We start from the raw sequence: 24661 nt of genomic DNA on the forward strand, positions 1-24661 counted from the left end.
GACAATTACGTTGCAGCGACATTATATGTCTGCAAGAACATCTGCCGTGAAAGGAAATGTCCTCTATGCCCGGTAGTTCGCTGGATGAGACCGACGTCAAATTGCTCGACCTGCTTCAGGAGGATGGCCGCCTGACCAATGTCGAGCTGGCACGGCGCGTCGGCCTGACCGCCCCGCCCTGCCTGCGCCGGGTGAAAAGCCTGGAGGATCGCGGCTTCATCGCCTCCTATCACGCCCATCTCGATCCGGTCGCCTTGGGCTACACGACGACGGTGTTCGCCATGGTCAGCTTGAAAAGTCAGGCGGAAGAGGATTTGCAGGCGTTCGAGGCCCATGTCGCGGCGCTGCCGGAGGTCCGCGAATGCCACATGCTGAACGGCGAGATCGATTTCATCCTCAAGGTGGTGGCGCAGGACCTGCGCAGCTTTCAGCAGTTCCTCACCTCGCAGCTGACGCAAGCGCCCAATGTGGCCAGCGTGAAGACGTCGTTGACGATCCGCACGTCCAAGAACCTGCCAGGGGTGCCGGTCGGCCGCTGAGCCCGGGCGTGGCTGAGGGCTGAGGCAGTCCGTCCAACGCCCAATAAAAATGCCGGCGACAGAGCCGCCGGCATTCTAACTTTTTTCAATCGAACCGCAGGGGTTCAGGCGTTGGAGCTGTTCAGCCAAACCGTCCAGAGGTCGGCGGTCCGCTTGCGCACGCCGGTGCCGCTGACCTTGCCGAATGCCTCCAGAGCACCGGCCTTGTCGCCCGACCGAGCGAGCGCGATGCCGAGGCGTGTGTTCACCTCGTCCGCGTCCACGCCGCCCTTCTGCAGCGCGAGGCGATACAGGGTCACGGCCTTGGCATTGTCGCCATAGCTCATGAAGGCGCTGGCGGTGTTGGCGGCGGGCTTGCCAGTAGCGGCGGACGCGGCGCTCTTCTCAGAGGTTGCAAGCGACGCGCGATCCTGCGTGATCCCGCTGGTCGCGACCTGATAGAGGTCGGACAGCGTGGTGCCGCTCAGAACGCCGCTGGAGCGACCCTGATCGATCACTGCCTTGACCTCGCCGGGCAGGCCGAGGCGATTGGCCGCCTCTGCATATTCATTGTAGTTATAGGCGCTCTTGAGCGACTTGGTGGCCGCCATCAGACGCATGATGTCGATGCTCTCGTCGCGGGTCGCATTGGGATATTCGTCCTGCAACATCCGCAGCACCAGCGCCCAGTTGTCCGGGGTGCCGCTGACCGGCAGTGCCAGCTTGGTCCAGTCGGAGAGGGTCGGCGACTTGGCGAACACCGCCATGCTCAGGCCCTTGTTGTACCAGCTCGCATCGACAGGCTGGCCGGATGCCTTCTGCAGTTCGATCGCGCGCTTGAGGTGCGGCAGGCCCTGCTCCACCTTGGCCTTGCCGGCATCGGTGAACTGGTTGTTGACGATCTGGTCCTGCGCCTCGTTGAAATAGGTGTTGGCGATCAGCACGTCGGGCGTGGGGCCGCCGTAGCCGCCATCGATCGCCGACTGGAAGTGCGTGCGGGCCTGATCATATTGCTTGGCGTTGAAGGCGAACTGGCCGACGAAATAGTGGAACTTCGCCACTTCGGTCGCCGGCGTCATGCCGGAGTCGATCATCGCTTCCAGAGCCTGGCGCTGGATGGCCTCATCCTTCTGGTTGATGCCGACCTGCAGCAGCAGGCTGCCGAAGAAGTAGCGATCGTCGGGCTTGGTGGCCGTGGACTGGATCTCGTCCAGTTTCGCCTTGGCGCCCGCAAAATCCTGCTTCTTGACCAGCTCCTGGGCCTCGACCGCTCCCTTCTGGAAGCTGCGGCTCAGCGAAATCTTGGGTGCCGAACTCTGTTCGGCCTGCTTGCCATCCCGGCTCTGCGCCGATGCGGGAGCCGTTGCGAAGGCGCCCGCCGCAAACGCGGCCAGGGTGATCGTAAGAGCAGTGGTATTGAACAGACGCATCAAATATTCCTCCAGAACTAAGATCTCGGCCCCCAAGTCGCGGATCCCGCTGACTTCATGGCCCTGCACTGCAGGATCACGCGTGAACGGGAATTGAATGTCGCTATAACCACCGTTCCGGGGCTTGTCATGAGGGCGCGATGCCGGTTGGTACGGGAAATCGGCAAGCCGTCGTGCTCCCGCCCCCATTCGGCTTCGACCGGTTCGTGACAGCGTGCAATTTTGCCCTTTTCTCTGGCCTTTTCTGCAGTCGCGGGCTAGTCACACCGCTTCGAGTTCCCACCACGTAATCATAAGAGAAAACGCTTGAGCGACGAGACAATCCTCGCCGAACCCTCGGATATCAGCCCGATCAACATCGTCGATGAGATGAAGTCGAGCTATCTCGACTACGCCATGTCGGTGATCGTGTCCCGCGCGCTGCCGGATGTGCGCGACGGGCTGAAGCCCGTGCATCGCCGCATCCTGTTCGGCGCCCACGAAATGGGCTTCACTTATAACAAGCCCTACCGAAAATCGGCCCGCATCGTCGGCGACGTGATGGGTAAATATCACCCGCACGGTGACAGCTCGATCTACGACGCATTGGCGCGCATGACGCAGGACTGGTCGATGCGCGTGCCGCTCATCGACGGTCAGGGCAATTTCGGCTCGATGGACCCGGATTCGCCGGCGGCCATGCGCTATACTGAGGCGCGCCTCGCCAAGGTCGCCAATGCGCTGCTCGACGATCTCGACAAGAACACCGTCGATTTCCTGCCGAACTATGATGGCAGCGAGAGCGAGCCGCAGGTGCTTCCTGCCCGCTTCCCGAACCTGCTGGTCAACGGTGCCGGCGGCATCGCGGTCGGCATGGCCACCAATATCCCGCCGCACAATCTCGGCGAAGTGCTGCGCGCCTGCAAGGCGTACATGGATAATGGCGCGATCTCGGCTGAAGAGCTGATGGAAATCGTGCCGGGGCCGGACTTCCCGACCGGCGCGCTCATCCTGGGCCAGTCTGGCGCCCGCTCGGCCTATACGACCGGGCGCGGATCGATCATCATGCGCTCGCGCCATATCATCGAGACTCTGCGCGGGGACCGCCAACAGATCGTCCTCACCGAAATTCCGTTCCAGGTCGGCAAGGCCGGTCTCGTCGAAAAGATCGCCGAGGCGGCCAAGGACAAGCGGATTGAGGGCATCTCGGACATTCGCGATGAATCCAACCGCGAGGGCGTTCGCGTCGTCATCGAGCTGAAGCGCGATGCCACGGCGGATGTGGTGCTCAATCAGCTGTGGCGGCACACGCCCGCCCAGTCGAGCTTCCCGGCCAATATGCTCGCCATCCGTGGCGGGCGGCCGGAGCTGCTGACGCTGCGCGACATCATCGAGGCGTTTGTGCGCTTCCGTGAGGAAGTGATCACGCGCCGGACCAAGTTCGAGCTGGCGAAGGCACGGGACCGCGCCCACATCTTGCTCGGCCTCGTCATTGCGGTCAGCAATCTTGATGAAGTCGTGCGCATGATCCGCGGGGCGAGCAGTCCGGCGGCGGCCCGCGAGGCGCTGCTGGCGCGCGCCTGGCCGATCGGGGACATCGCGCCCTATCTCAAGCTGGTCGAGGCCGCGGATGATGAGCCCTCGGGCAGCGTCTATCATCTGTCGGACGCGCAGGTTCGCGCCATTCTCGATCTGCGCCTGCACCGGCTGACGGCGCTTGGCCGCGACGAGATCGGCAATGAGCTCAAGGGGCTGGCCGATGCGATTGCTGGCTATCTCGAGATCCTCGCCAGCCGCGTTCGCCTGTTCGAGGTGATGCGCGCCGAGTTCGATGCGATCGAAGCTGAATTCGCCACGCCGCGTCGCTCCACCCTCGCCCCCGCTGCCGACGGCATTGAGGATGAGGATCTGATCGAGCGCGAAGACATGGTCGTGACCGTGACCATGTCAGGTTACATCAAGCGCACGCCGCTCGATACCTTCCGCGCCCAGAATCGCGGCGGCAAGGGCCGCGCCGGCATGGCGACCAAGGAAGAGGACGTCGTCACCGAGCTGTTCGTGACCTCCACGCACACGCCGGTGCTGTTCTTCTCGACGCTGGGCAAGGTCTATCGCCTCAAGGTCTGGCGCTTGCCGGAAGGCGGGCCGGCCACACGCGGACGTCCGATGGTCAACCTGCTGCCGCTGGCCGAGGGCGAGACCATCCAGACGGTGCTGCCACTGCCGGAAGACGAGAATGAATGGGCGCAGCTCCATGTCATGTTCGCCACCGCCAAGGGTAGTGTGCGCCGCAACAGCATGGATGCGTTCGCGAATATCCCCTCGAACGGCAAGATCGCGATGAAGTTTGAGGGTGAGGACGCCGACGACCGCCTGATCGGCGTCGCACTCCTCAGCGAAGAAGATGACGTGCTGCTGGCCTCCCGCCAGGGCAAGGCGATCCGCTTCCGCGGCGATGATGTGCGCGAGTTCCAGAGCCGCAACTCCACCGGTGTGCGCGGCATGACGCTGAAGGAAGGCGACGAGGTCATCTCGCTCTCCGTGCTCCAGCGTGCCGGTATTCAGGACATGGAAGAGCGCGAGGAGTATCTGCGCTTTGCTCCATGGAAGGGCGAGAAGGAGGGCGAGCCGAAGATGGCTGCCGACCGTTTCGAGGCCCTGCGCGCCCGCGAGCAGTTCATCCTGACCGTCTGCGCCAATGGCTATGGCAAGCTCTCCTCAGCCTTCGAGTATCGCCGCACCGGGCGTGGTGGCCAGGGCATCACCAACATCGACAATATCGAGCGTAACGGCCCGGTCGTGGCGAGCTTCCCGGCGACCCGCGAGCATCAGCTCATGCTGGTGACCGATCAGGCCAAGCTCATCCGCATGGGGCTAAGCAGTTTGCGCGTGATCGGCCGTGGTTCTGCGGGCGTGCGCCTGTTCGACGTGGCGCAGAACGAGCATGTCGTGAGTGCCGCGCGGATTGAGGAAAGCACGGACGAGGTCGAGGCGGACATGCCGGCGGCCGAGGGCGAGGCCTCCGACACCGCGGAATGAGGAACAGGCCCGTCAGCGTTGCCTTGAGCGCGCTGGCGGGCGGTTCATGATCAGACCCAGCGCCGCTCGAACCGCTGGCCGAGCCCAGTCAGCAATTCATATTGAGATAGCCCCGTGTGTGCTGAGGCGCCGGGCAGGTCATAAGCGACCTCCAGCCACGCCCCTTCCTCCAGATCAGGCGCCGTGCTGACATCTACGGCGATCAAATCCATGGACACACGCCCCAGCAGCGGCAGTCGCTGTCCATCGTGGAGCATCACCCCTCCACCGGCAAAGGCGCGCAGATAACCATCGGCATAACCGAGATTCACGATCGCCGTCTCGACAGGTGCTGTCGCGGTGAAGGTTGCGCCATAGCCCACGGTTTCGCCAGCTTCGACCCGGCGACGCTGGAGAATCTGGGCATGGGGCCGCACGACCGGGCGGATATGGCCGGACGCAACCTGCGTCGGCAAGCCGCCATAGAGCGCCAGGCCCGGACGGGTGAGGTCGAAGGCGTAGTCGCTTCCGAGCAGAATGCCTGCGCTGTTGGCCAGGCTGTAGCGCCGCGCTGGCACCTGCTGGCGCACGGCATCGAAGCGCGCGCGCTGCACAGCGTTCAGATCGGACGCTTCATCGGCGCAGGCCAGATGGCTGCATAATGTCTCGATCTCCAGCCCATCGAGCACGCCGGAGCCAAGCTCATCGGGGCGCAGACCCAGCCTGTTCATGCCGGTATCGATCATGACATCGCACGGGCCGCCGCCTGCAGCTTTCCATCGGGCGACTTGCGCGGCGCTGTTCAGCACCGGTCTTGCCGGTGCTGTCAGCGCAAAAGCCAAATCTTCCGCGCGCACCCCGTGCAACACACTGAGCGATGCGCCTTCCAGCAATGGCAGCAGTGTTGCCGCTTCCTGCCATGTCGCGACGAAAAAATCCCGGCACCCGGCGGCCAGCAGATGCTGAAGAACCTCGGTCGCGCCGAGGCCGTAGCCATTGGCCTTGAGGGCTGCCCCGCAGGCTGCCGCCCCACTCTGCCCTGCGAGCCAGCGCCAATTGGCGATCAGCGCGTCACGATCCAGATGCAGGGCCAGCGGCGATGAGGGACAGTCGATCATGTCGGCGGGGTAGCGCGCTCGCCCCTGCCCGTCGAGAGCAATCCGGCCACCCGCGCCCTGCTGGAGGGCACGGGTGACACCGGGTCAGAACGCCTTGCGGACTGTCAACGAGACAAACCGGCCGAGCGGATTTGCCACAGTCGAGTCATAGACCTGATTGTTGGCGATCGCCGCGAAGGGTGGCGCGGCATCGAACAGGTTGAGCGCACTCAGCGAGAAGGACAGGCCGCTCAGCACGCCATCCGCCTTGGGCACGTCGTAGGTCAGCGTCAGATCGACCGTCGTGTAGGAGTCGACGGACTGCGATGGCGCGATGGTGCCCACCGTGTTGGTGTAGGCATTGGTATAGTTCACGAACATCGTGGCGCCGAAATTGTCGCCTCGCCACCCGAGATTGGCGCGGCCACGGAACCGCAGCGGGAAGTTGGCCAGGTTCAGTCGGTCCACCGTTGGCGAGGTCGGGCCGGTCGCTCGCCCATAGCTGAGCAGATAGGTGCCCGAGACGCCGATATTGGCCGATCCACCGCCCAGATCGAACGCATAGTTGGCGAGGAAATCCAGCCCGTCCATCTTGATGCGCCCGACATTGTTGCGGCGGGCATCGACAATGGCATCGACATCGGAAGCTGCAATGATCGCCGGCGGCGCCCAGGGCAGATCGTAAATCGCGTTCACCTGCGCGACGGTCGGGTTGAAGGTCACGAACGGCGCGTAGGCCGGGTCGGTGAAGACCTGCACGCTGAACACCGGCGCTGTCTCGATCACGTCCTTATAATCGATGTTGAAGTAATCCAGCGACGCAGTGAAGCCGCTGCTCGGCGGGGTGAACTTGACGCCAACCGACCAGGTCGTGGCCTTCTCAGGCTTGAGATCGGGATTGCCGCCGACATATTCGATCACATTGCCGAACGGCCCGAAATTGGGGATCGAAAACACCGTCGCCGTACTGGCGGGGTTGGTATCGGACAGCGTCGGCGCCCGGAATGAGGTGCCGTAGCTGGCATGAGCCGAGACGCCCGGCACGGGATCGTAGCGAATGCCAAACTTCGGATTGGTCGTTCCGCCGACGTCGCTATAGTGATCATAGCGGCCGGCAATGTTCAACTCGAGCCGATCGATGCCCGGCATGGCATTGGCCGCACCGACCAGCGGCACGTTTACTTCCGCAAAGGCCGACCAGACGTCGCGAGAGCTGGCCGTATCGCCAAAGAGGTTGATCTGCGAGAGCGACGGCCCGTTGATATTCTCGGCGGCGGTGTTGCGGTAATAATCATGGTGGAACTCGCCGCCCACCGCCATGCGCACCGCGCCGCCGCCGATGTTGAAGAGCGCACCGTCCGTCTTCACGTTGACGAGGTCGACCGTGTAGAGGCCGGTCACGTCGAAGAAGGCGACAAGGCGGTCGATCTGATCGCGGCTGTTCTGCCCGGTCCCGTAGACGTTCAGGGCCGTCGCGGGGTTGGAATCAGCCAGCGCGGCGGAGAGCAAAGCCGTGTTCAGGAAACCGTCCGTCTTGGCGCCGCCTTCCGTGGCGCCATGGGAGCCGTAGATGGAAAGCTGCCAGTTGCCATCCAGCGAATAGTCAAACCCGGTCGCCAGCTGGTATGAGCTTTCGTAGATATTGCCCTGGATCGGCCCATATTCGTTAAAGGCATATTCGACGATCTGCGAGGTCTGCCCCGGCGCGAACTCGATGAAATAGGGATTGCTGCTCGGTACGGGCGTCGCGGCGCCCAGCGTCAGAGACCCCGCGCGCTGGTTCAGGGTCCGCTTGGAGTAAAAGCCGCTGGCCCACATCTTGAGCGCAGGCGTCAGTTCCTGATCGAGGCGGCCAATGACGCTCCAGCGCTTGAGCTGCGGCAGAAGATCATTGTTCACATAGCTTTGCTGGAAGTTGGGCGTGGTCGAGAGGTTGGCAGGCGTCAGATTCTCACCGCTGCCACCCGGAAGTCCGTAGCGGGTGAAGGTCGCGGGATCGATCACATTGCCCGGCGAGCTGGCGAAGGCGCAGTTGTTCAACCCGCCAAAAGCACGCTGATCGCACTGGAACAGCTCCGCGCGATCTTCCTGGCGCAGGCGGCTGTGGTAATAATAGTCGCCGGCAATCATCACCGAGCCGGTGTCCCACTTCTTACCGAGAATGGCATTGCCCTGCCATTCGTCATAGCCATCAGCGAAGCCGTAACGCGCGCTGGCCTCCAGCCCGTCGAAGTTGCGGCGCAGGATCAGGTTGGCAACGCCCGCGACAGCGTCCGAGCCGTAAGTGGCCGAAGCGCCGTCCGCCACGATGTCGATCCGTTCGAGCGCAATGGCCGGGATCACCGAGGCATCGAAGAGCTGGCCGGCAACACCGCCCGGAGGGGCGCGGCGGCCATCGAGCAAGGTGAGCGTCGCCTGCGTGCCGAGGCCGCGCAGGTTAACGCCATTGGCGCGGGTGCTGTTGAGCGTCGCGCTGTTGACGTTGGTGCCCAGCGTGGCTTCGCCCGGCCCCAAGGCGGACACCTGCGGAATGGTCTTGAGGATATCCGATGTCGTGGCCAGCCCCGTGTCGCGGATTTCTTGCTGGCCGACCGCGATCACCGAGGAACCCACCGGCGCAACGCCGCGCAGCTGGGTGCCGGTCACCACGATGTCAGCGGTGTTCGCGGCATCATCCTCGGACTGATTGGTCTGTGCGGTGCCCGTCTGAGCGCTGACACCCTGCGACGCAACAAGCGCGGCAAACGACACGAAGCCAAGCGCAGATGCGCGCCGGAAGCCATTGTTGGCCATGATCCTCCCCAATATGACAGCGCGATCGGCCCTACTGTCGATCGTCGATATCGACTTACGAAAATGAATACACTTTGTCTAAACATTTTTGCAATCGATTGCTCCGACAAATACAACTGCTTTAGATTGTGTGGGATTCTGCTGGTCGGTCGTTGGGTGATCCGCTCTTTCCTGATGACTGAGCGAAGGAGAACAAATCGAACTGCGTCGAAAGGAGATGTCGGCGATTCTAATCAGCCTTGCTCTGGCAAGCCCGTAGAAATCGCCGATAAACGCGATTCAGGCCGGTCGCCCGACTTCGACAATCACTCGCACCGCATAGACTCCGCCGGGTTTTTGCCCGGTCGCAGGCGAGATCATGATGCCAAGCCGCGCTCTATGGCGCGCTGGGCACGTGGGAAACCGATTGCAGGTTTCCGAGGCTGGGCACCACCACCCATCGCGCTGCGGCTTCTTCGGCCAGCACTGCCGCGATGCGCGCGGCGGCTTGGCCATCCCCGAAAGGACTATGGGCATGGGCCATGGCGGCGTAGGCCTGCGGGTCGTCCAGCAACCGCGCGACTTCGGCGACTATGCGATCAGGGACGGTGCCGACGAGACGGGCGGTGCCGGCCTCGATGCCCTCTGGCCGTTCGGTCGTCTCCCGCATGACCAGCACGGGCTTGCCAAATGTGGGCGCTTCCTCCTGGATGCCGCCACTATCCGTCAACACCAGGGAGGCTGCATCGAGCAGGCCCACAAATCCTGGATAATCCACCGGTTCAATCAGCGCGACATTCTCCAAGCCGGAAAGCGCGGGCTCCAGCGTGGCGCGGACCTGTGGATTGGGATGGACCGGCCAGATGATGGCCACATCGTCGCGCTGGGCGAGGGTGCGGATGGCGGCGGCAATGTTCGAGAGCCCCTGCCCCAGATTCTCCCGCCTGTGGCTGGTGACGATAACGATCCGGCGCCCTGAAAAGTGCCGCAGCACGGGGGCGATCGAGCCCGCCAAAAAAGGCTGCTCCCGCAGCCTGCCCTGAGTCGCGAGCAAGGCATCCACCACCGTGTTGCCCGTAACGATAATCCGCCCTTGCGTATGCTCGGCTTCCAGCGCTGCCGCTGCCCCCGGCGTCGGGGCGAAATGCAGATTGGCCGCGCAGGCGATGATGCGGCGATTCACCTCTTCGGGCCATGGGTTATAGATATCGCCACTGCGCAAGCCCGCCTCGACATGCCCGACCGGAATGCGGCGGTAATAAGCCGCAAGGGCGGCCATCATTGCGGTCTTGGTATCGCCGTGGACCAGCACCCTGTCGGGCCGTTCGGCGTCGAACACGGCGCCCAAGGCGAGGATGAGCCGCGCCGTCAACGTATCGAGCGTCTGGTCCGGCGCCATGATGTCGAGATCGAAGTCCGGCACAATCCCGGCGAGGTCGAGAACCTGGTCGAGCAAGGCCCGATGCTGTGCGGAAACGCAGACCTTCGTCTCGATCTGCGGTAGAGATTTCAGCGCATCATAGACAGGAAACATCTTGATGGCTTCGGGCCTCGTGCCGAAAACCAGCATCACTTTATAGCGCACCATCGTTCGCTTGCCCCCCACAGACAAGTCTCATTTAACCGATGGTTAATGCGTGGCAAACATTTGTTAACCGGAAAAGAAAATGGCCCGCCAGCAACGCCGACGGGCCAATCTCTCAAAATAGGAGGCCGTGCGCCTCCCCTCTGTCTTAATTGATCAGAACAGACCTTCGATCTGACCCTTGTCGTCCAGACGGATGAAGTCCGCCGACGGTGTCTTGGGCAGGCCGGGCATGCGCATGATGTCGCCGCACACCGCGACGATGAACTCGGCGCCTGCCGACAGGATCACGTCGCGCACCGGCACGACATGGTTGGTCGGCGCACCACGCAGGCTCGGGTCGGTCGAGAAGCTGTACTGCGTCTTGGCCATGCAGACCGGCAGATGGCCATAGCCATCGGCTTCCCAGCCCTTGAGCTTGTTGCGCACGCTGCTGTCGGCCGTCACTTCGCTGGCGCGATAGATGCGCTTAGCGATCGTGTCGATCTTGTCGAACAGCGAGAGGCCGTCCTCGTAGATCGGTGCGAAGTTGGACGAACCGCCCTCGGCCAGGGCGACAACCTTGCGGGCCAACTCTTCGGTGCCCTTGGAGCCATTGGCCCAGTGGCTGCACTCGACCGCCTCGGCGCCAGCGGCTTCCGCGATCTCCTGAACAACGGCCATTTCCTCGGCCGTGTCGGTGACGAACTGGTTGATCGCCACGACCACGGGCACGCCGAACTGACGGACGTTCTCGATGTGGCGGGCGAGGTTGACGCCGCCCTTGCGGACCGCGTCCGGATTTGCCGTGCCCAGATCGGCCTTGTCGACGCCGCCATGCATCTTGAGCGCGCGGATGGTGGCAACGATGACGGCCGCGGAGGGCTTCAGGCCGGCCTTGCGGCATTTGATGTCGAAGAACTTCTCGGCGCCAAGATCAGCGCCAAAGCCGGCCTCGGTCACCACATAGTCGGCGATCTTGAGCGCCGTCTTGGTGGCGAGCACCGAGTTGCAGCCATGCGCGATGTTCGCAAACGGGCCGCCGTGGATCAGCACGGGGTTGTTCTCGAGCGTCTGCACGATGTTGGGCTGCAGCGCGTCCTTGAGCAGGACGGTCATCGCGCCCGAGGCGTTCAGCTCGCGGGCCAGCACGGCCTTGCGGTCGCGCGTGTAGCCGGCGTGGATGTTGCCGAGGCGACGCTCCAGATCCTTGAGGTCCGAAGCGAGGCAGAGGATCGCCATAACTTCCGACGCCACGGTGATGTCGAAGCCGTCCTCGCGGGGATAGCCGTTGGACACGCCACCGAGCGAGTTAACGATCGAGCGCAGCGCGCGGTCGTTCATGTCCAGCACGCGACGCCACGCGATACGACGCGGGTCGAGGCCGAGCTTGTTGCCCCAGTAGATGTGGTTGTCGATCAGCGCGGCGAGCAGGTTGTTCGCCGAGGTGATGGCGTGGAAGTCGCCGGTGAAGTGGAGGTTGATGTCCTCCATCGGCACGACCTGCGCATAACCGCCGCCGGCGGCTCCGCCCTTGACGCCGAAGCACGGGCCGAGCGACGGCTCACGCAGCGCCGCAACCGTCTTCTTGCCGATGGCGTTCAGGCCGTCAGCAAGGCCGACCGTCGTCGTGGTCTTGCCCTCGCCTGCTGGCGTCGGGTTGATCGCGGTGACGAGGATGAGCTTGCCATCCTGATTGCCCTGGACGCTGTTGATGAAGTCCCAGGACAGCTTCGCCTTGTAAGGGCCGTAGTTCAGCAGCGCGTCCTGCGGGATGCCGACCTTTGCGCCGACCTCGGCGATGTTCTGCATCTTCGCTTCGCGTGCGATTTCGATGTCGGAGCCTTGAGCCATGATTCTCCTAGCCTTTCCATGATACGGCCCGGAACGGGCCGACCGTCTTTGTCTGGAATTAATTGAGCGGCAACGGACGCCGGAGCGTCAGATGCCCTGCTTGCCCTTGAAGTTCACGATCCACTCATTGGTCTTCACCAGACCGCCGAACGGATAGAAATGGAGGTGGACCTTGCCATGTTCCTCGCCCAGCGCGGGGACGAGATCGGCGATCACCGGATCGGGACCGGCGCTGCCGATCAGACTGGTGATCGAGAGGCCGTACTTCTTGACGACCTTGGCGGAGGTGCCGACACCGCAGCGCGCGGCGAAACGGAGGAGCGTCTTGATCGAGGCCGGGCCGGCAAGGCCGATGCGCACGGGGCCGTCAATGCCCTCGGCGCGGATCTGCTTGAGCCAATCGAGCACCGGATCGGCATCGAAACCGAACTGGGTCATGATCGAATAGTCGATCCCCTGCTCCTTGAGCGAGGCGACCTTGTCATGCATCGCCTTGACGAGCTTTTCGTTGGTGATGTCCGGGTGACCTTCGGGATAGCCGGAGATGCCGACATGCTGGATGCCATATTCCTTGAGCGTGCCCGAGGAGATCACGGCCAGCGCGTCGTCATAGGGTCCGAGCGGTTCGGAAGGATCGCCGGCGATCACGAAGACATGCTTGAGGTCGATCTGGGCGGCGAGCATGTCGAGGAAGCGGTTGAGGTCTTCCTTTACCAGCAGGCGCCGTGCGGAAATGTGCGGAACCGGCTTGAAACCGAGATCCTGAATGGCCCGAGCCGCGCGGACGCGATCCTCGAACTCGGCACCCGGCAAGAAGGTGCAGGAAATGAGCGTACCCTGCGGGATCATGTGCGCGGCATTCTGCAGCGCTTCCACGTCCTTGGGCGTGATTTCGAGCGAGTAGTCTTCAAACAGCCGCGCCAGTGCGGTCTTGTCCAGGGTTGCCGTAGCCATGAAAAGTCCTCGCCTCGATTGGGGCTTATAGTGTCTTCGGAAGGTCGTCGGGGCGACCACCCCGGAGGATGGCCGCCCGCAACGGATCAGGATCAGGCGTCGACGCGAGCGCTGCGCCAGCCGCCTTCGTACGTCTCGCGCGCGGTCACCGAATAGGGAACCGGGCTCACGACGGCACGAACAGCGATCTGCTTGTGCGGCTCGACGGTGGACTTGCGCGTGCCGCCATTTTCCTCGCCCCACAGAACCGTCAGCTCGGTGCCAACCGGGATCTCATGGTCGATCGTCGCGAGCGAAAGCGCGCGCTTCTCGTTGTACGAGTAGCCGGTGAACATCGAGATGCCGACCGTGTTGCCAGCGGCGTCGAGGACGGCGTCGGCATTGGTGTTGGCATAGTTGGCCAGCGGCAGGTCGAAGAACTTGTAGTGCGAGTCCGCATCGGCATCGAACAGCGAACCGTAAATCTTCGCCATGTCGTCGCCGTTCCAGGCCAGCGTGACCTTCTTGCGCTGCGTCGAAGCGTCGAGGGCTTCGAGCGCTTCCCGGCCGATGAAGTCGTGGTCGAACTTCACGAACGGACCGTAACCGATCTCATAAGGATTGGTGTAATAATCCTCGATGTTGTTCGAGACGAACGAACCGCCGATCGCGCCGGTAGCTTCGTAGCTCTTGGCCGGCAGCCACTCACGATAGGCCTTCAGCTTCTCGCCGGTGTAGATGGCCGGCAGCGGGCTCGGGATCCAGCCGGATTCCAGCGTGTTCGAGGGATAAGCGCGCGAACCGACCTGCACGAGGCCGAGATCCTTGCCAGCCTCGACGATCGCGCCGCGGATGTCTTCCATCTCTTCGTACGGACCCCAGATTTCGAGGCCCGGCGCACCGGCCATGCCGTGACGGAGCGTGCGCACCGAGCGGCCAGCGATGTTCATGGTGGACATGTTGAAGAAGCGGAGCTGCTCGAGCTTGCCGCCATGCAGCTTCTCGATCACGTCCCAGGCGTTCGGGCCCTGGATCTGGAAGCGCCAGTAGCTGCGGTTGACGGGCTTACCCATCGGACGCGAGGGCGAACGGTCGTCATAGACGATCTCGACGTCGTAGCCGCCGGTCTCGGCATGGTACTGCAGCCAGTTGGCAGCCGGCGCACGGCCGACATAGCAGAACACTTCGGGCTCTTCCCAGAAGATGATGCCGTCGCCGATGACGTGGCCATAAGGCGTCACGGGCACATACTGCTTGGCCTTGTTGACTTCCCAGCCCTTGGGCGAGTTGATCATCGTGTCGGTCAGGAGCTTGAGCGCGTCCTTGCCCTTGATGAACAGGTTGACCATGTGGTGCGACTGATCGAACAGCACGGCAGCGTTGCGCCAGGCCCACTGCTCGGAGCGCCAGTTGGAGAATTCCGGAGCAACGACCGGATACACATAGGCGCCGATCTGGCTGTTGCGCAGCATTTCCACCGGATTGCCGGCGGCGTTGAGCACTTGCTCAAGATTGGTAGGGTTGGACATCAGAGAGCCTCTCCATTTGGATCGCGAGAAACAAGGGTCTGCGTTCGACGAGAACGTCGAATCGATGGACGGGCGGAACATACGAAATTTTGTATGTTACACAAACGAAAAATTGGAAGGCCGCCCAGACCCTCCGGCGCAGAAATTAGCGAATTGATAGGGATTTATCACCTCGCAACGGCGTCAAAAAATTGCACGTTCATGCTGCACCAGCGAACCAGTTTCGGGTCCCTTCGGAGCCGGTTCGCACGGATCGCCGGTTCATGCCATTTCCACGGCGGGCGGTATCAGGCGCAGCGATGTTGCTGCGCAATATGATTGAGGCCGCACGGGGCCTAAACCGGCTCACAGGAAGGGCCGGATGGGGTCGCGGCCGTCCCAATCCTGCGTCTGCTCCCAAAAGGCGGTGAAGCCGGCATCCATGCCCGCCGTTGCCGGAATCAGCTCGACGAAGCCCGGCGCGCCCGGCCCACCCTCGAAGAACGCGACAGAGCCACCAGTCGGAACCGGCGCCCGCTGGACCAATGTTTCCCCACGGGCAATCCGGCGCGCCACCTCGTCCTCGATGTCCTCGCGCGCGACGCCAAAGTGATGGAAGCCATAGCCAACGCGATCGATGGTCTCCTTGTAGACCGATGGATGGTCGTCCAAAGGCTGGATCAGCTCGATATTGGTCGAGCCGGCAAAGCTCATCGCAATGGCGCTGCTGCTCTTGCAGGTCTCGCCGCGATAGACATGATCCGGCCCCCCGAAGCTCGGCAGGACGAACCAGGGCCCGACGCCGGTGCGCTCGATCCACCAGTCGATCGCCTGATGGATGTCGCGGACCACATAGGCCATCTGGCAGATGGTGCCGATGTCGCCGCCGAAGCCAAATTTCCTGGTCATCCGTCTCTCCTCTTCATTCTTGTTCTGCGATGGTCGCCAGAGCACCCGCGAGGGTTTCCGGCATGGAAATGAACGGGCTGTGGTCGCTCTGGAGCGTGGTCACACTGCGGCAAGGCAGCACCGCCTGCATCGCGCGTTGCACGTCCAATGGAAAGGTCCGGTCCTGCGCGCATTCGATGTAATGGCGCGGTACGCGGCCAAAGCGAGCCGCAGTGAGGCGCAGCGCTGTGCTGAATGGCCTGACCGGCTCATCGATAAGCTGCGCGGCCGACTGCCGCTGGTCCTCAGGACTGCACAGCTGATAGAAGAATTCCGCCGCAGCCGCTGGATCGAACCGCAAGCCAAGACCCCCATGGACGGGGCTGAGCGCGGCGCCGAAACGGCCCGTCTCCATCGAGCGCCCGATCATGTCATAAAGGCTTTGCCCGTCTGGGATGAGCGCGCCGCTGATATAGACCAGCGCCGCGAACGCCTCCGGCGCCAGCTCGGCGGCCTGGCTGGCGATGATGCCGCCGCGGCTATGGGCGCACAGGATCACCGGCTCAGCCTGGCGGCGGGCCTCCCCAACGATAAACTGCGCCCAGCCCTCCAACGAGACCTGCGCCATGGCGCGCGCATCGCCACCGGCACCCGGTAGGTCGGGCGTAAGCATGCTGTGTCCGGCCCGCTCCAGCGGCGCACGCAGCCGTTCGAAGCACGACCCGCCATGCCAGGCGCCGGGTATGAACAGGAAGCGGGCCACGCGATCTCAGCGAACGTCGATCACCACCTTGCTGAAATGCTCCGTACCGCTGCCATGCGCAAAGGCCGCCTTGGCATCCTCGAATGCATAACGGGCGCCGATGACCGGCTTAATCCCGTTGACGTCAATTGCCGCAGCCAGTCGCCGCGCCATGCCGCGCGAGCCGACGAAAATGCCCCGCAGCGTGCCACCTACGAACATCAGGCCCGACGGGTTGGGTCCGCCGACCGGATTGAGCACGCCGATCAGTGCAACCTCGCCATTGTGGCGCAGTGCGGCCATGCTTTGCTGCACCGTGCCAGCACCGCCGACCTCGACCACCTTGTCGACGCCGCCCATCGTGGTGGAGACATGCTGACCCCAGTCCTCGATCTCGCGATAGTTGATGAGATGATCGGCCCCCATCGCCTTGGCGCGCTCCAGCTTGGCGTCGCTGGAAGAGGTGATGATGACCTCACAGCCGGCCGCCTTGGCGAGCTGCAGGGCGAGGATCGACACCCCGCCGGTGCCGAGCAGCAGCACGCGTTCGCCGGGTTTGACCGGCCGTGGGCCTTCAAACAGGGCGTTCCAGGCCGTCACACCGGCGCAGGGCAGGCAGGCAGCCTCGGCGTAGCTGAGCGACTTGGCGATGGGGACCACGCCCTGCTCCGGCAGAACGACCACTTCGGCGAGCATCCCGTCAGCGCCGGCCGCGCCGAGCGCGAGGCCAGCTGCCGGATTGGGCGGGCCATCGTCCCAGCTCTGGAAGAAGGTGCCGGCTACCCGGTCGCCAGGCTTGAACTGCCTGACGCCCGCACCCACGGCAATGACTTCGCCCGCCCCGTCAGACAAGGGAATGGTGGGGTTGGGCACCGGACCGCCGAGATAGCGCCCGAGCACCACCGCCTGATCGCGATAGTTGAGTGAACAGGCATGAACCCGGATCGCCACCTGGCCGGGGCCGGGCGCGGGCTGATCGCGCTCGACCAGATGAAGATCGTCGATCGAGGTGGCCCCCGCCGCCAGTTGCCATGCACGCATCGTCAAACTCCTTCACTCATCTCAATTCACTGTGTCGCCGGCTACAGCGCCTAGCGGTCGCCAGACCAAGTCCGCAGGCCCGGCGCGGTGCGGTCTTCGCTGGCCAGCGCCTCGGCGACGGCCGGGCGCGCCTTCAACCGCTCGCGCCAATCGACGATCCGCGGGTAGTTGGTCGTAACATCCAGCTCCGGGAACATCCGCTCCACCATCGCGCCGCAATGGCTGAAGAAATTGATGTCCGCCGTCGTGTACATCTCGCCGGCCAGCCAGGGCGTCTCACCAAGCTGGGCCTCGATCTTGCGCAGTGCATAGATGATCTTATCGGTCGCGTTGGCGAGGTCAGTCTCGGAAAAGCCAGAGCGCGCGGTCGCCCATTTCTTGCGCTGATCGGGGAGCGGAATATGCTCGAGCAACTTCTCGAACTCGCCATTCTCGATGTTGCGGGCAATCACGCCGACGAGCCGGTGCCAGCCATGCATGGAGACATAGTTCATGACATGCTCGTCCACAAACTTGTTCCAGTAGCGCACCTTGGTCTTGCCGAGCGGATCGTAGGGCATCAGCGGGATTTCGGGAAAGACGTCTTCCAGATACTCGTTGATGACGGTCGTGTGGGTGATCACGGCGCCATTATGGACCAGCACCGGCACCTGCCCCTCCGGGTTGATCGCCTTGAACCAGTCCGAATGCTGCTCGAACTTGTGGAGATCGACATAGATCGATTCATAAGCCAACCCCTTCTCCTTCAAGGGGATCATCGACTTGAGCGAATTGGCCAGCGGCTCGGCGTGGTAATATTTGAGCGTCATCGTGAGGTTTCCTTAAACTTCGAGCGTATCGAGCACGCCGCCATCGACTGCCCAGTTCTGCGCCGTCACATGACTGGCAGCCGGTGAAAGGAGGAAGCAGGCGACCTCCGCCAGTTCATCGGCGCTGCCCATCCGGCGCTGGGGCACGCGCTGATTGATGCGCGCGGCTTGCTCGGGCGGGATCAGGTCAAAGGCCGGCGTTTCGATGAAGCCGGGGACGATGCAGTTGCACCGCACACCCTGCGGCGCCAGTTCGACGGCGATGGCGCGCGAGAGCCCAAGTACGCCATGTTTGGACGCGACATAAGCCGGGTTCATCGCCATGCCGCGCTTGCTGGCCATCGATCCGGTGACGAGGATGCTGCCCTCGCCCGCTTCCACCATTCCCGGCGCGAGCGCCTGGATCGCCCAGAAGACGCTGGTGAGGTTGACACGGATCACCTCGTCGAACAGCTCGGGCGAATAGGCCAGCGCCGGCGCGAAGTTGCCCGCGAGCCCGGCATTGGCGAACAACCCATAAGCCGGCCCGAAATGCCCCACGGCCTCTGCCAGCGCGGCTTCAAGCGCGGCTTTGTCACCGACATCGGCGGCGAAGGCAGCGGCATGATCGCCGATGGCCCGCGCCTGATCGGCCAGCGCCTCTTTGCGCCGCGCGAGCATGGAAACCCTCGCGCCACGGGCGGCGAGCATCCGCGCCGTCGCCAGTCCTATGCCGCTGGATGCGCCCGTGACGATCACATGCCGCCCCGCAAAGTCTGTCATGGCCTCTCTCCTCTCCCTGCGCGCCGTCTAGCGCGGCGCGATGATCTCGATCCATGGCCCAAGGTCCGGGCTGCTCGCGGCTTTCGCCATGTCGGCAGGATCCCATATCTGCGTCATCAGCGCCCGCGCTTGTTCGTCGGTGACGCCCAGCACATCCCGGCGGTAGCGATAGACGAAGGCCGAAACGCGCCAGTTCATGATGCAGTGGATATGCACCGGCGCGTCATCGGCCTCCAGCGCCGCGACGAACGCCTGATAGTGATCTTCGGTCGGCGCATCGAAGGGGATGGGGATATGCGTGTAGCGCAGCCCTGCCCCGGCCATCTCTCCGGCTTCATCCGGCAGGGCCTCCGGGTGACTATCCAGCGCGAGATTGATGACATGGCGCACGCCAATCTCGGCAAGGCGCGCAGGATCGCCCGACTGAAGTCGCCCGGACGTCGTGATCCGCGCATCGACGCGCAGAAAGTTCCGGATGTCGTCCGGGTCCGCCATGTCCCTCGACCGATCTCGCCCCCTCCCCGGCTGAGAAGGGGGCGCTCATTTGTGAGTTAGAGGGCGATGATGACCGACTTCAGCTCGGTATAGGCCTCGACGCCCTGACGGCCCTGCTCGCGGCCAAGGCCGCTTTCCTTATAACCACCGAACGGCAGCGCGGGGTCGATCATCGAGTGGCAATTGCCCCAGATCGTGCCGGCCTTCAGCTTCGCGGCCAGCTTGTGCATGGCTGAGAGATCCTTGGTCCAGATGCCCGCCGCAAGGCCGAAGCTCGTATCGTTCGCCTGCCGCGCGACTTCATCCAGATCATCGAAGCGCTGGGCCACGACGACGGGGCCGAATATCTCCTCGCGCACCACCCGCATGTCCGGCTTCACGTCGACGAGCACGGTCGGGTTGACATAATAGCCACCCTCGCTGGCCGGCGCATCGCCGCCGACGGCGACAGAGGCGCCCGCCTTCTTGCCGTCCTCGATATAGCCCATCACCCGTTGCATCTGCTCGTCGCTGACCAGCGGCCCCATATGCGCATCGGGATCGAGGCTGGCGCGCGGCTGCCAGAATGCGGAGGCTTCCACGAAGTTCTCCAGCACGCTGTCGAACACGCTCTTGTGCGCATAAAGCCGCGAGCCGGCCACGCAGACCTGGCCGGAATTGAAAAAGATCGCCTGCGCCGTGCCGGGGCCGACGACCTTGGGGTCGACGTCCGGCAGCACGATCACCGGCGACTTGCCGCCCAGCTCCAGCGTGACGCGCTTGAGGCTGTCCGTCGCGGTGCGGTTGATGATCTTGCCCACTTCCGTCGAGCCGGTGAACGCGACCTTGTCGACATCGGGGTGCCGCACGAGCCGATCGCCGGCGGTATGACCGTTGCCGGTGATGATGTTCACGACGCCGGCCGGAATGCCGGCCTCGGCGATGAAGTCGGCTAGGCGCAGCGCGGTGAGCGAGGTCTGCTCGGCCGGCTTGAGCACCACGGTGCAACCGGCGGCCAGCGCCGGGCTGATCTTCAGCACCGCCATCAGCAGCGGGAAGTTCCAGGGCACGATCTGCGCGGCGACGCCGATCGGTTCGCGGCGGACATAGCTGTGGAAAGCACCGCGCGGTGCCGACATTGGCTCGATCATCTCGCCGCCCAGCTTGGTTGCCCAGCCTGCCATATAATGCATCATGCCGATGGCGCCGGGCACGTCGATGGCACCGGCCATGCCCTTGGGCTTGCCATTGTCGATGGCTTCCAGCTCAGCCAGTTCATCGGCATGGGCGCCCAGGATGTCGGCGAGCTTGCGCATCATCGTCTCGCGAACGATGGGCGGCAGGTCGGACCAGCGGCCATCGTCGAAAGCGCGGCGGGCAGCGGCTACGGCGCGATCAACATCGGCGTCGCTCGCGTCAACGAAGCGGCTGATTTCCTTGCCGGAGCTGGGATCGATCACGCCCAGAGTCTCGCCGCCGGTGGAATCCACCCACTGCCCGTCGATGAACAGCTGCGGCTTGCGGGCGAGCGCCTTCTTGGCCGCTTCCGAATAAGGGAATTGCTCGAGCTTCACGTTGCTCATCTGGTTCATTCATCCAGCTCCTCTTTGAACCCGGCTCCGCGTGCCGGGCATATCATCTGCCCAGAGCGCTCCGACGCTACTTGGCGGCGAAGGAACGCGCATGACCCAAATCATCGATCTCGACGACAGGTTTAGGACAAAGTCATGATGAGAGTCGATGGGGTGATTGCGGGAGCGTAGCGATAACCGTCATTGCCGCCATCCATGCCGGCGAACGCTTCTAATGCGCGTGCTCAGGGGCCGTCTGATTGGTGTCAGACGACCCCTGTGGCTGCGATCAGATCTGGTTGGTCCGCGCGAACCGGGCGATATGTTCGGCCGCGCGGAAGGCCAGGGCCTCGATCGTCTGCGTGGGCTGACCGCGCCCGGACGTCACCATGCTCGATCCATCGCACAGGAACAGGTTCCGTACGTCATGGGTCCGGTGATATTTGTCGATGACCGACGTCTCCGGGTTGTTCCCCATGCGGCAGGTGCCGAGCAGGTGGACGCCGCCACGCCCTTCGCCGACTTCACTGCGGACGACCTGCGTCGCGCCGGCGGCATCCATGATCTCCACTGCCCGATCGGCCTGCCAGTTCGCATGCTTGGTATCGTCGGGGTGATCCCTGTAGGTCACCCGGATGGCCGGAATGCCCCACTCGTCCTTGAGTTCGGGATCGATGTCGACGCGGTTGGTCTCCTGCGCCAGCGACGTGCCGTGGCCCGAGCAGTTCATCCAATAGGTGTAGGATTCGAGATATTCCTTGAATCCCGGCCCCCATGTCGGCGTGCCCTTGGGAACGCTCTGCCCCCAGGTGAGCGGCCCGCCCGACCGCGCGTCGAACCCGCCGCCACCGTAGAAACCGCGCTTCTCGTCGGCGTCATAGAAATCGTGCAAGATGCGGGTGACGTTCGCGCCCTTATACTCGTTGAGCGGCTGCTCGAACCGGGCCATCGCCCCGCCGCCCTTGTTGCACATCAGATAGCGCCCGACCTTGCCGCTGGAATTGGCCAGCCCATCCGGGAAGGCATTGGTCGCGGAGTTGAGCAGCAGCCGCGGCGTCTCCGCACCATTGGCGCACACCACCACGGCGCGGGCATTCTGGAACTGCTCCTTGCGATCCTTGTCGAAATAATGGACGCCGGTGGCGCGCCCGGCATCGTTCATGCCGATGCGGAACACGTAGCTCTCCGAGCGGATCTCGCAATTGCCGGTTGCCTCGGCCTCGGGGATCACCGTCCAGACCGAGGAGGACTTGGCCATCACCTCGCAGCCAAAGCCGCCGCACAGACCGCATTGCGCGCAAGGCGGCCGATCCTTGTAGATCACGGAATTGATCGCCAGCGGCGCCGGGAACGGATGCAGGCCGAGCTTGCGCGCCCCGCGCTCGAACAGCACGCCGGAAGATTTCACCGGCAGCGGCGGCATGGGATAAGGCTTGCTGCGCGGCGGGTCGAACGGGCTGGCACCGGCGAGACCGGACACCCCGACTTCCCATTCCACCATCGTGTAATAGGGTTCGAGTTCGGCATAGGTGATCGGCCAGTCGACCAGATCGGCGCCGGGAATGGAGCCCCACCGGCTGCCTTCGATAAAATCGATCTCGTGCAGTCGCCAGAAATTGGCGTTGAAATGCGCGCTGCTGCCGCCGACCACGCGGGCATAGGTCAGCGCATTCCGCTCCATGCGCTGCGCCGCCTTGCTCGGGTCGCTACGGAAGGTTTGCGGATTGGCCGTCGGGCTGTTGGTGATGCCGGACAGGTGCCGGTACTTCAGTTCGTCATGCTCGAACTCGTAGGCCTCCAGCCGAGGCCCCTGCTCCATCACCACGACGCTGTTGCCGGCGCGCGCCAGTTCCCGCGCCATGATGCCGCCCGAAGCGCCCGAGCCGACGACAATGAAATCGACTGTTTCGCTGGTCTTGTATGTCTTGCGATCCATGGGGCGCCTCCGTCAGGCCATGTAGGGCTTGGTGCCGGGATAGGGCTCGAACCCCGGATAATCCTTGTCGTAATAGCCGAAGGGCGGCTCCCAATAATGGCTGTCGACCACGCCGATCAGCTTGGTACCAACCCCCTCAAAATTGCCGCCATATTTGGGCATGGCGATGAGGCCGAGGACCGTGAGCCGACGCACCGCCAGGAAGAAGGGCGTCTTGTCGACCTCCTTGAGCCAGGCGATCTGCTGGGCGTCCGGCGCGGCGGAGAATGGCGCCTGCGTTCCATATTTCGCGGCATAGCCAGCGTTGAACTCGGTCAGGCCGGCCTTGAAGGACGGCCATTGCTCAGCAAAGAAACTGCCCATCGCATTGTCGATGAAGTAGACGATATGCGCATCCCGCGCGCCCGGCATGGCGCCGCCCGGCACGATCTGGTTGGCGATCGCATCGACATTGGCCGCTTCCGCAGGGTTCAGCGTCGTAAAGCTCGTATGCCCCTCGCCCGCTCCTGCGCCGCCATGACCATGCCCGACATGCTCTGCGGCGGACGCGATCTGTGGCCAGTTCAAGGTCACCCAGGCCGCGCTGGCCAGATTGCCGACGGCAGCGAGAAACTGGCGGCGTGAGGGGGAAGTCTGGGTCATAAGGCACTCCGAAACCGGCCGGAAAGTGCCATGATTGAGCGCTGCCAGGGGCTCGGAGGGAATACGTCAAACTACGCATTGCGAGGTCGCGCCGGGGCAGCGCAAATGCGGGTCCGCCCTACGCAGTCAGCGCTTCCTTCCCATTGAATTGGCCGGTCATCGCGGGCACCATGCGGCCATGGGTAATTTGGTAGGCAAGACGGCAGACGCATTTCCGCATGGCACCGTCCATCGGGCCGCAGACGATCTTCGGCACGCGCTAACCGCAGATGCCGATTTGCCCGCTCTCTGGGAAAAGCTGACCCCACTCGGCCGGAACGAGTTCATCTGCTGGGTGGAGGACGCCAAACAGGCGAAGACCCGCGAAAGGCGGATCCAGCGAACTTGCGAAGAACTGCGCGAAGGCAAGAAGCGGCCCTGCTGTTGGGCCGGGTGCATTCACCGGACGGACAAGGCCCCCGGGCGATGGCAGCAGGCGGTGCTCATCGATGGTAAGACCGGCAAAACGCCTCCCGCCTAGGCTCGCGCCATCGCCGCCTTCCAGACTCTTCTAGCCCGCAGAAGGGAGCCTTCAACCGGCGGCTTGCGTCACATCGAGCAGCAGCGTGCGGAACTGCTCGTCGGTGGCGTGGGCATGCGTGCGCATCGCGGTCAGAGCGTCCTGCGCACGATCATTGGATAGCCTGTTCGCAAGAGCGATGGCGGTCTCCAGGGAGACGGCATCGGCCGCCACGGCTTTTCGCACGGCGCCAATGATGGCGATGTCGCGTAACGACCCCTGCGGGATCGTCTCGGTATCGCGGTGGGCATCCTTGACGATGCCGCCCATCCAGAGGTTTTCAGCGGGATCGTCGATCGGCTCGAGCGCGTTGATCGCACGGGCCTGATCCCCCCAGCTGCGCGCCAGGGCATCGACAATCTGGGAGACCGGCAGGCCGACGGCAGCAGCGATTGAGGGCAAAGCCTCGGCGGCAAGAACCCGTCCTGCATAGAGGTCTTCCAGACAGACGGTCAGCAAGCTGGTCAGGTCGCGGGCTTGGGTGCTCATGCTGCTCCTCTCCGATGGCTCAGCGGCGCGAGAGGCGCCGCCGATCATCCAACGAGAGAGCGCGGCGGACGTTCC

At 63.7% G+C, this 24661-nt stretch carries 20 protein-coding genes; 3 read left to right on the forward strand and 17 right to left on the reverse strand.

The features are described from left to right. The first annotated feature begins 65 nt into the window (after positions 1–65). Positions 66–539, forward strand: a complete 474-nt coding sequence (locus M2335_RS09140; RefSeq protein ID WP_181559673.1) for an Lrp/AsnC family transcriptional regulator — start codon at positions 66–68, stop codon at positions 537–539. A 104-nt stretch (positions 540–643) separates the two neighbouring features. Here the strand turns inward: M2335_RS09140 and M2335_RS09145 are convergent, their stop codons facing one another. After that, positions 644–1948, reverse strand: coding sequence for a hypothetical protein (locus M2335_RS09145; protein WP_264594468.1), 1305 nt, complete (start codon positions 1946–1948; stop codon positions 644–646). 306 nt (positions 1949–2254) lie between these two features. Between M2335_RS09145 and gyrA the strand changes: the two genes are divergently transcribed. Beyond that, entirely contained in the window at positions 2255–4966 is a 2712-nt protein-coding gene (gyrA, locus tag M2335_RS09150; RefSeq protein WP_264594469.1) for a DNA gyrase subunit A, read from the forward strand. 50 nt (positions 4967–5016) lie between these two features. On the opposite strand, the gene alr is transcribed toward gyrA, so the two are convergent. The 15 genes from alr to M2335_RS09225 all read right to left on the reverse strand — a co-directional run bounded on the left by alr (position 5017) and on the right by M2335_RS09225 (position 23538). Then, positions 5017–6063: an alanine racemase gene (alr, locus tag M2335_RS09155; RefSeq protein ID WP_264594470.1), complete on the reverse strand. Its 1047-nt coding sequence runs from the start codon at positions 6061–6063 to the stop codon at positions 5017–5019. A gap of 84 nt (positions 6064–6147) precedes the next feature. After that, positions 6148–8835, reverse strand: coding sequence for a TonB-dependent receptor plug domain-containing protein (locus M2335_RS09160; protein ID WP_264594471.1), 2688 nt, complete (start codon positions 8833–8835; stop codon positions 6148–6150). 376 nt (positions 8836–9211) lie between these two features. Next, complete coding sequence (gene wecB / locus M2335_RS09165) at positions 9212–10402, reverse strand: non-hydrolyzing UDP-N-acetylglucosamine 2-epimerase (protein ID WP_264595388.1); 1191 nt, start codon at positions 10400–10402, stop codon at positions 9212–9214. A 153-nt stretch (positions 10403–10555) separates the two neighbouring features. Further along, a complete protein-coding gene (locus M2335_RS09170) occupies positions 10556–12232 on the reverse strand; it encodes a formate--tetrahydrofolate ligase (RefSeq protein WP_181559667.1) in 1677 nt (558 codons plus the stop codon). Positions 12233–12319: 87 nt separating this feature from the next. Next, positions 12320–13186 carry a methylenetetrahydrofolate reductase gene (locus tag M2335_RS09175; protein WP_264570305.1) on the reverse strand — a complete coding sequence of 289 codons (867 nt, stop codon included), beginning with the start codon at positions 13184–13186 and terminating at the stop codon, positions 12320–12322. Between the two features lie 92 nt (positions 13187–13278). Beyond that, the gene (gene ligM / locus M2335_RS09180) at positions 13279–14694 is read right to left on the reverse strand and encodes a vanillate/3-O-methylgallate O-demethylase (protein WP_181559665.1); all 1416 of its coding nucleotides are present in this window, start codon (positions 14692–14694) and stop codon (positions 13279–13281) included. 345 nt (positions 14695–15039) lie between these two features. Next, positions 15040–15582 (reverse strand): VOC family protein, encoded by a 543-nt coding sequence (locus M2335_RS09185; protein WP_264594472.1) that lies wholly within the window; start codon positions 15580–15582, stop codon positions 15040–15042. A gap of 13 nt (positions 15583–15595) precedes the next feature. Beyond that, positions 15596–16324: an alpha/beta fold hydrolase gene (locus M2335_RS09190; RefSeq protein WP_264594473.1), complete on the reverse strand. Its 729-nt coding sequence runs from the start codon at positions 16322–16324 to the stop codon at positions 15596–15598. A gap of 6 nt (positions 16325–16330) precedes the next feature. Next, positions 16331–17344, reverse strand: coding sequence for a zinc-dependent alcohol dehydrogenase family protein (locus M2335_RS09195; RefSeq protein ID WP_264594474.1), 1014 nt, complete (start codon positions 17342–17344; stop codon positions 16331–16333). Positions 17345–17394: 50 nt separating this feature from the next. Then, positions 17395–18153: a glutathione S-transferase family protein gene (locus M2335_RS09200; protein ID WP_264594475.1), complete on the reverse strand. Its 759-nt coding sequence runs from the start codon at positions 18151–18153 to the stop codon at positions 17395–17397. A gap of 12 nt (positions 18154–18165) precedes the next feature. Then, positions 18166–18915 carry an SDR family NAD(P)-dependent oxidoreductase gene (locus M2335_RS09205; RefSeq protein WP_264594476.1) on the reverse strand — a complete coding sequence of 250 codons (750 nt, stop codon included), beginning with the start codon at positions 18913–18915 and terminating at the stop codon, positions 18166–18168. 27 nt (positions 18916–18942) lie between these two features. After that, on the reverse strand, positions 18943–19410 hold the full coding sequence (locus M2335_RS09210; protein WP_264594477.1) for a protein tyrosine phosphatase family protein: 468 nt from the start codon (positions 19408–19410) through the stop codon (positions 18943–18945). A 56-nt stretch (positions 19411–19466) separates the two neighbouring features. Next, positions 19467–20981: an aldehyde dehydrogenase family protein gene (locus M2335_RS09215; protein ID WP_181559658.1), complete on the reverse strand. Its 1515-nt coding sequence runs from the start codon at positions 20979–20981 to the stop codon at positions 19467–19469. A 268-nt stretch (positions 20982–21249) separates the two neighbouring features. Then, positions 21250–22896, reverse strand: a complete 1647-nt coding sequence (locus tag M2335_RS09220) for a GMC family oxidoreductase (protein WP_264575781.1) — start codon at positions 22894–22896, stop codon at positions 21250–21252. Positions 22897–22908: 12 nt separating this feature from the next. Next, positions 22909–23538 carry a gluconate 2-dehydrogenase subunit 3 family protein gene (locus tag M2335_RS09225; RefSeq protein WP_264570297.1) on the reverse strand — a complete coding sequence of 210 codons (630 nt, stop codon included), beginning with the start codon at positions 23536–23538 and terminating at the stop codon, positions 22909–22911. Positions 23539–23716: 178 nt separating this feature from the next. Between M2335_RS09225 and M2335_RS09230 the strand changes: the two genes are divergently transcribed. Beyond that, positions 23717–24058: a YdeI/OmpD-associated family protein gene (locus M2335_RS09230; RefSeq protein WP_264570296.1), complete on the forward strand. Its 342-nt coding sequence runs from the start codon at positions 23717–23719 to the stop codon at positions 24056–24058. A 51-nt stretch (positions 24059–24109) separates the two neighbouring features. On the opposite strand, the gene M2335_RS09235 is transcribed toward M2335_RS09230, so the two are convergent. Further along, a complete protein-coding gene (locus M2335_RS09235) occupies positions 24110–24586 on the reverse strand; it encodes a DUF892 family protein (protein WP_264570295.1) in 477 nt (158 codons plus the stop codon). Between the last annotated feature and the right edge of the window lie 75 nt (positions 24587–24661).

Source organism: Sphingobium sp. B12D2B, from assembly GCF_025961775.1.
Classification (GTDB): Bacteria; Pseudomonadota; Alphaproteobacteria; order Sphingomonadales; family Sphingomonadaceae; genus Sphingobium.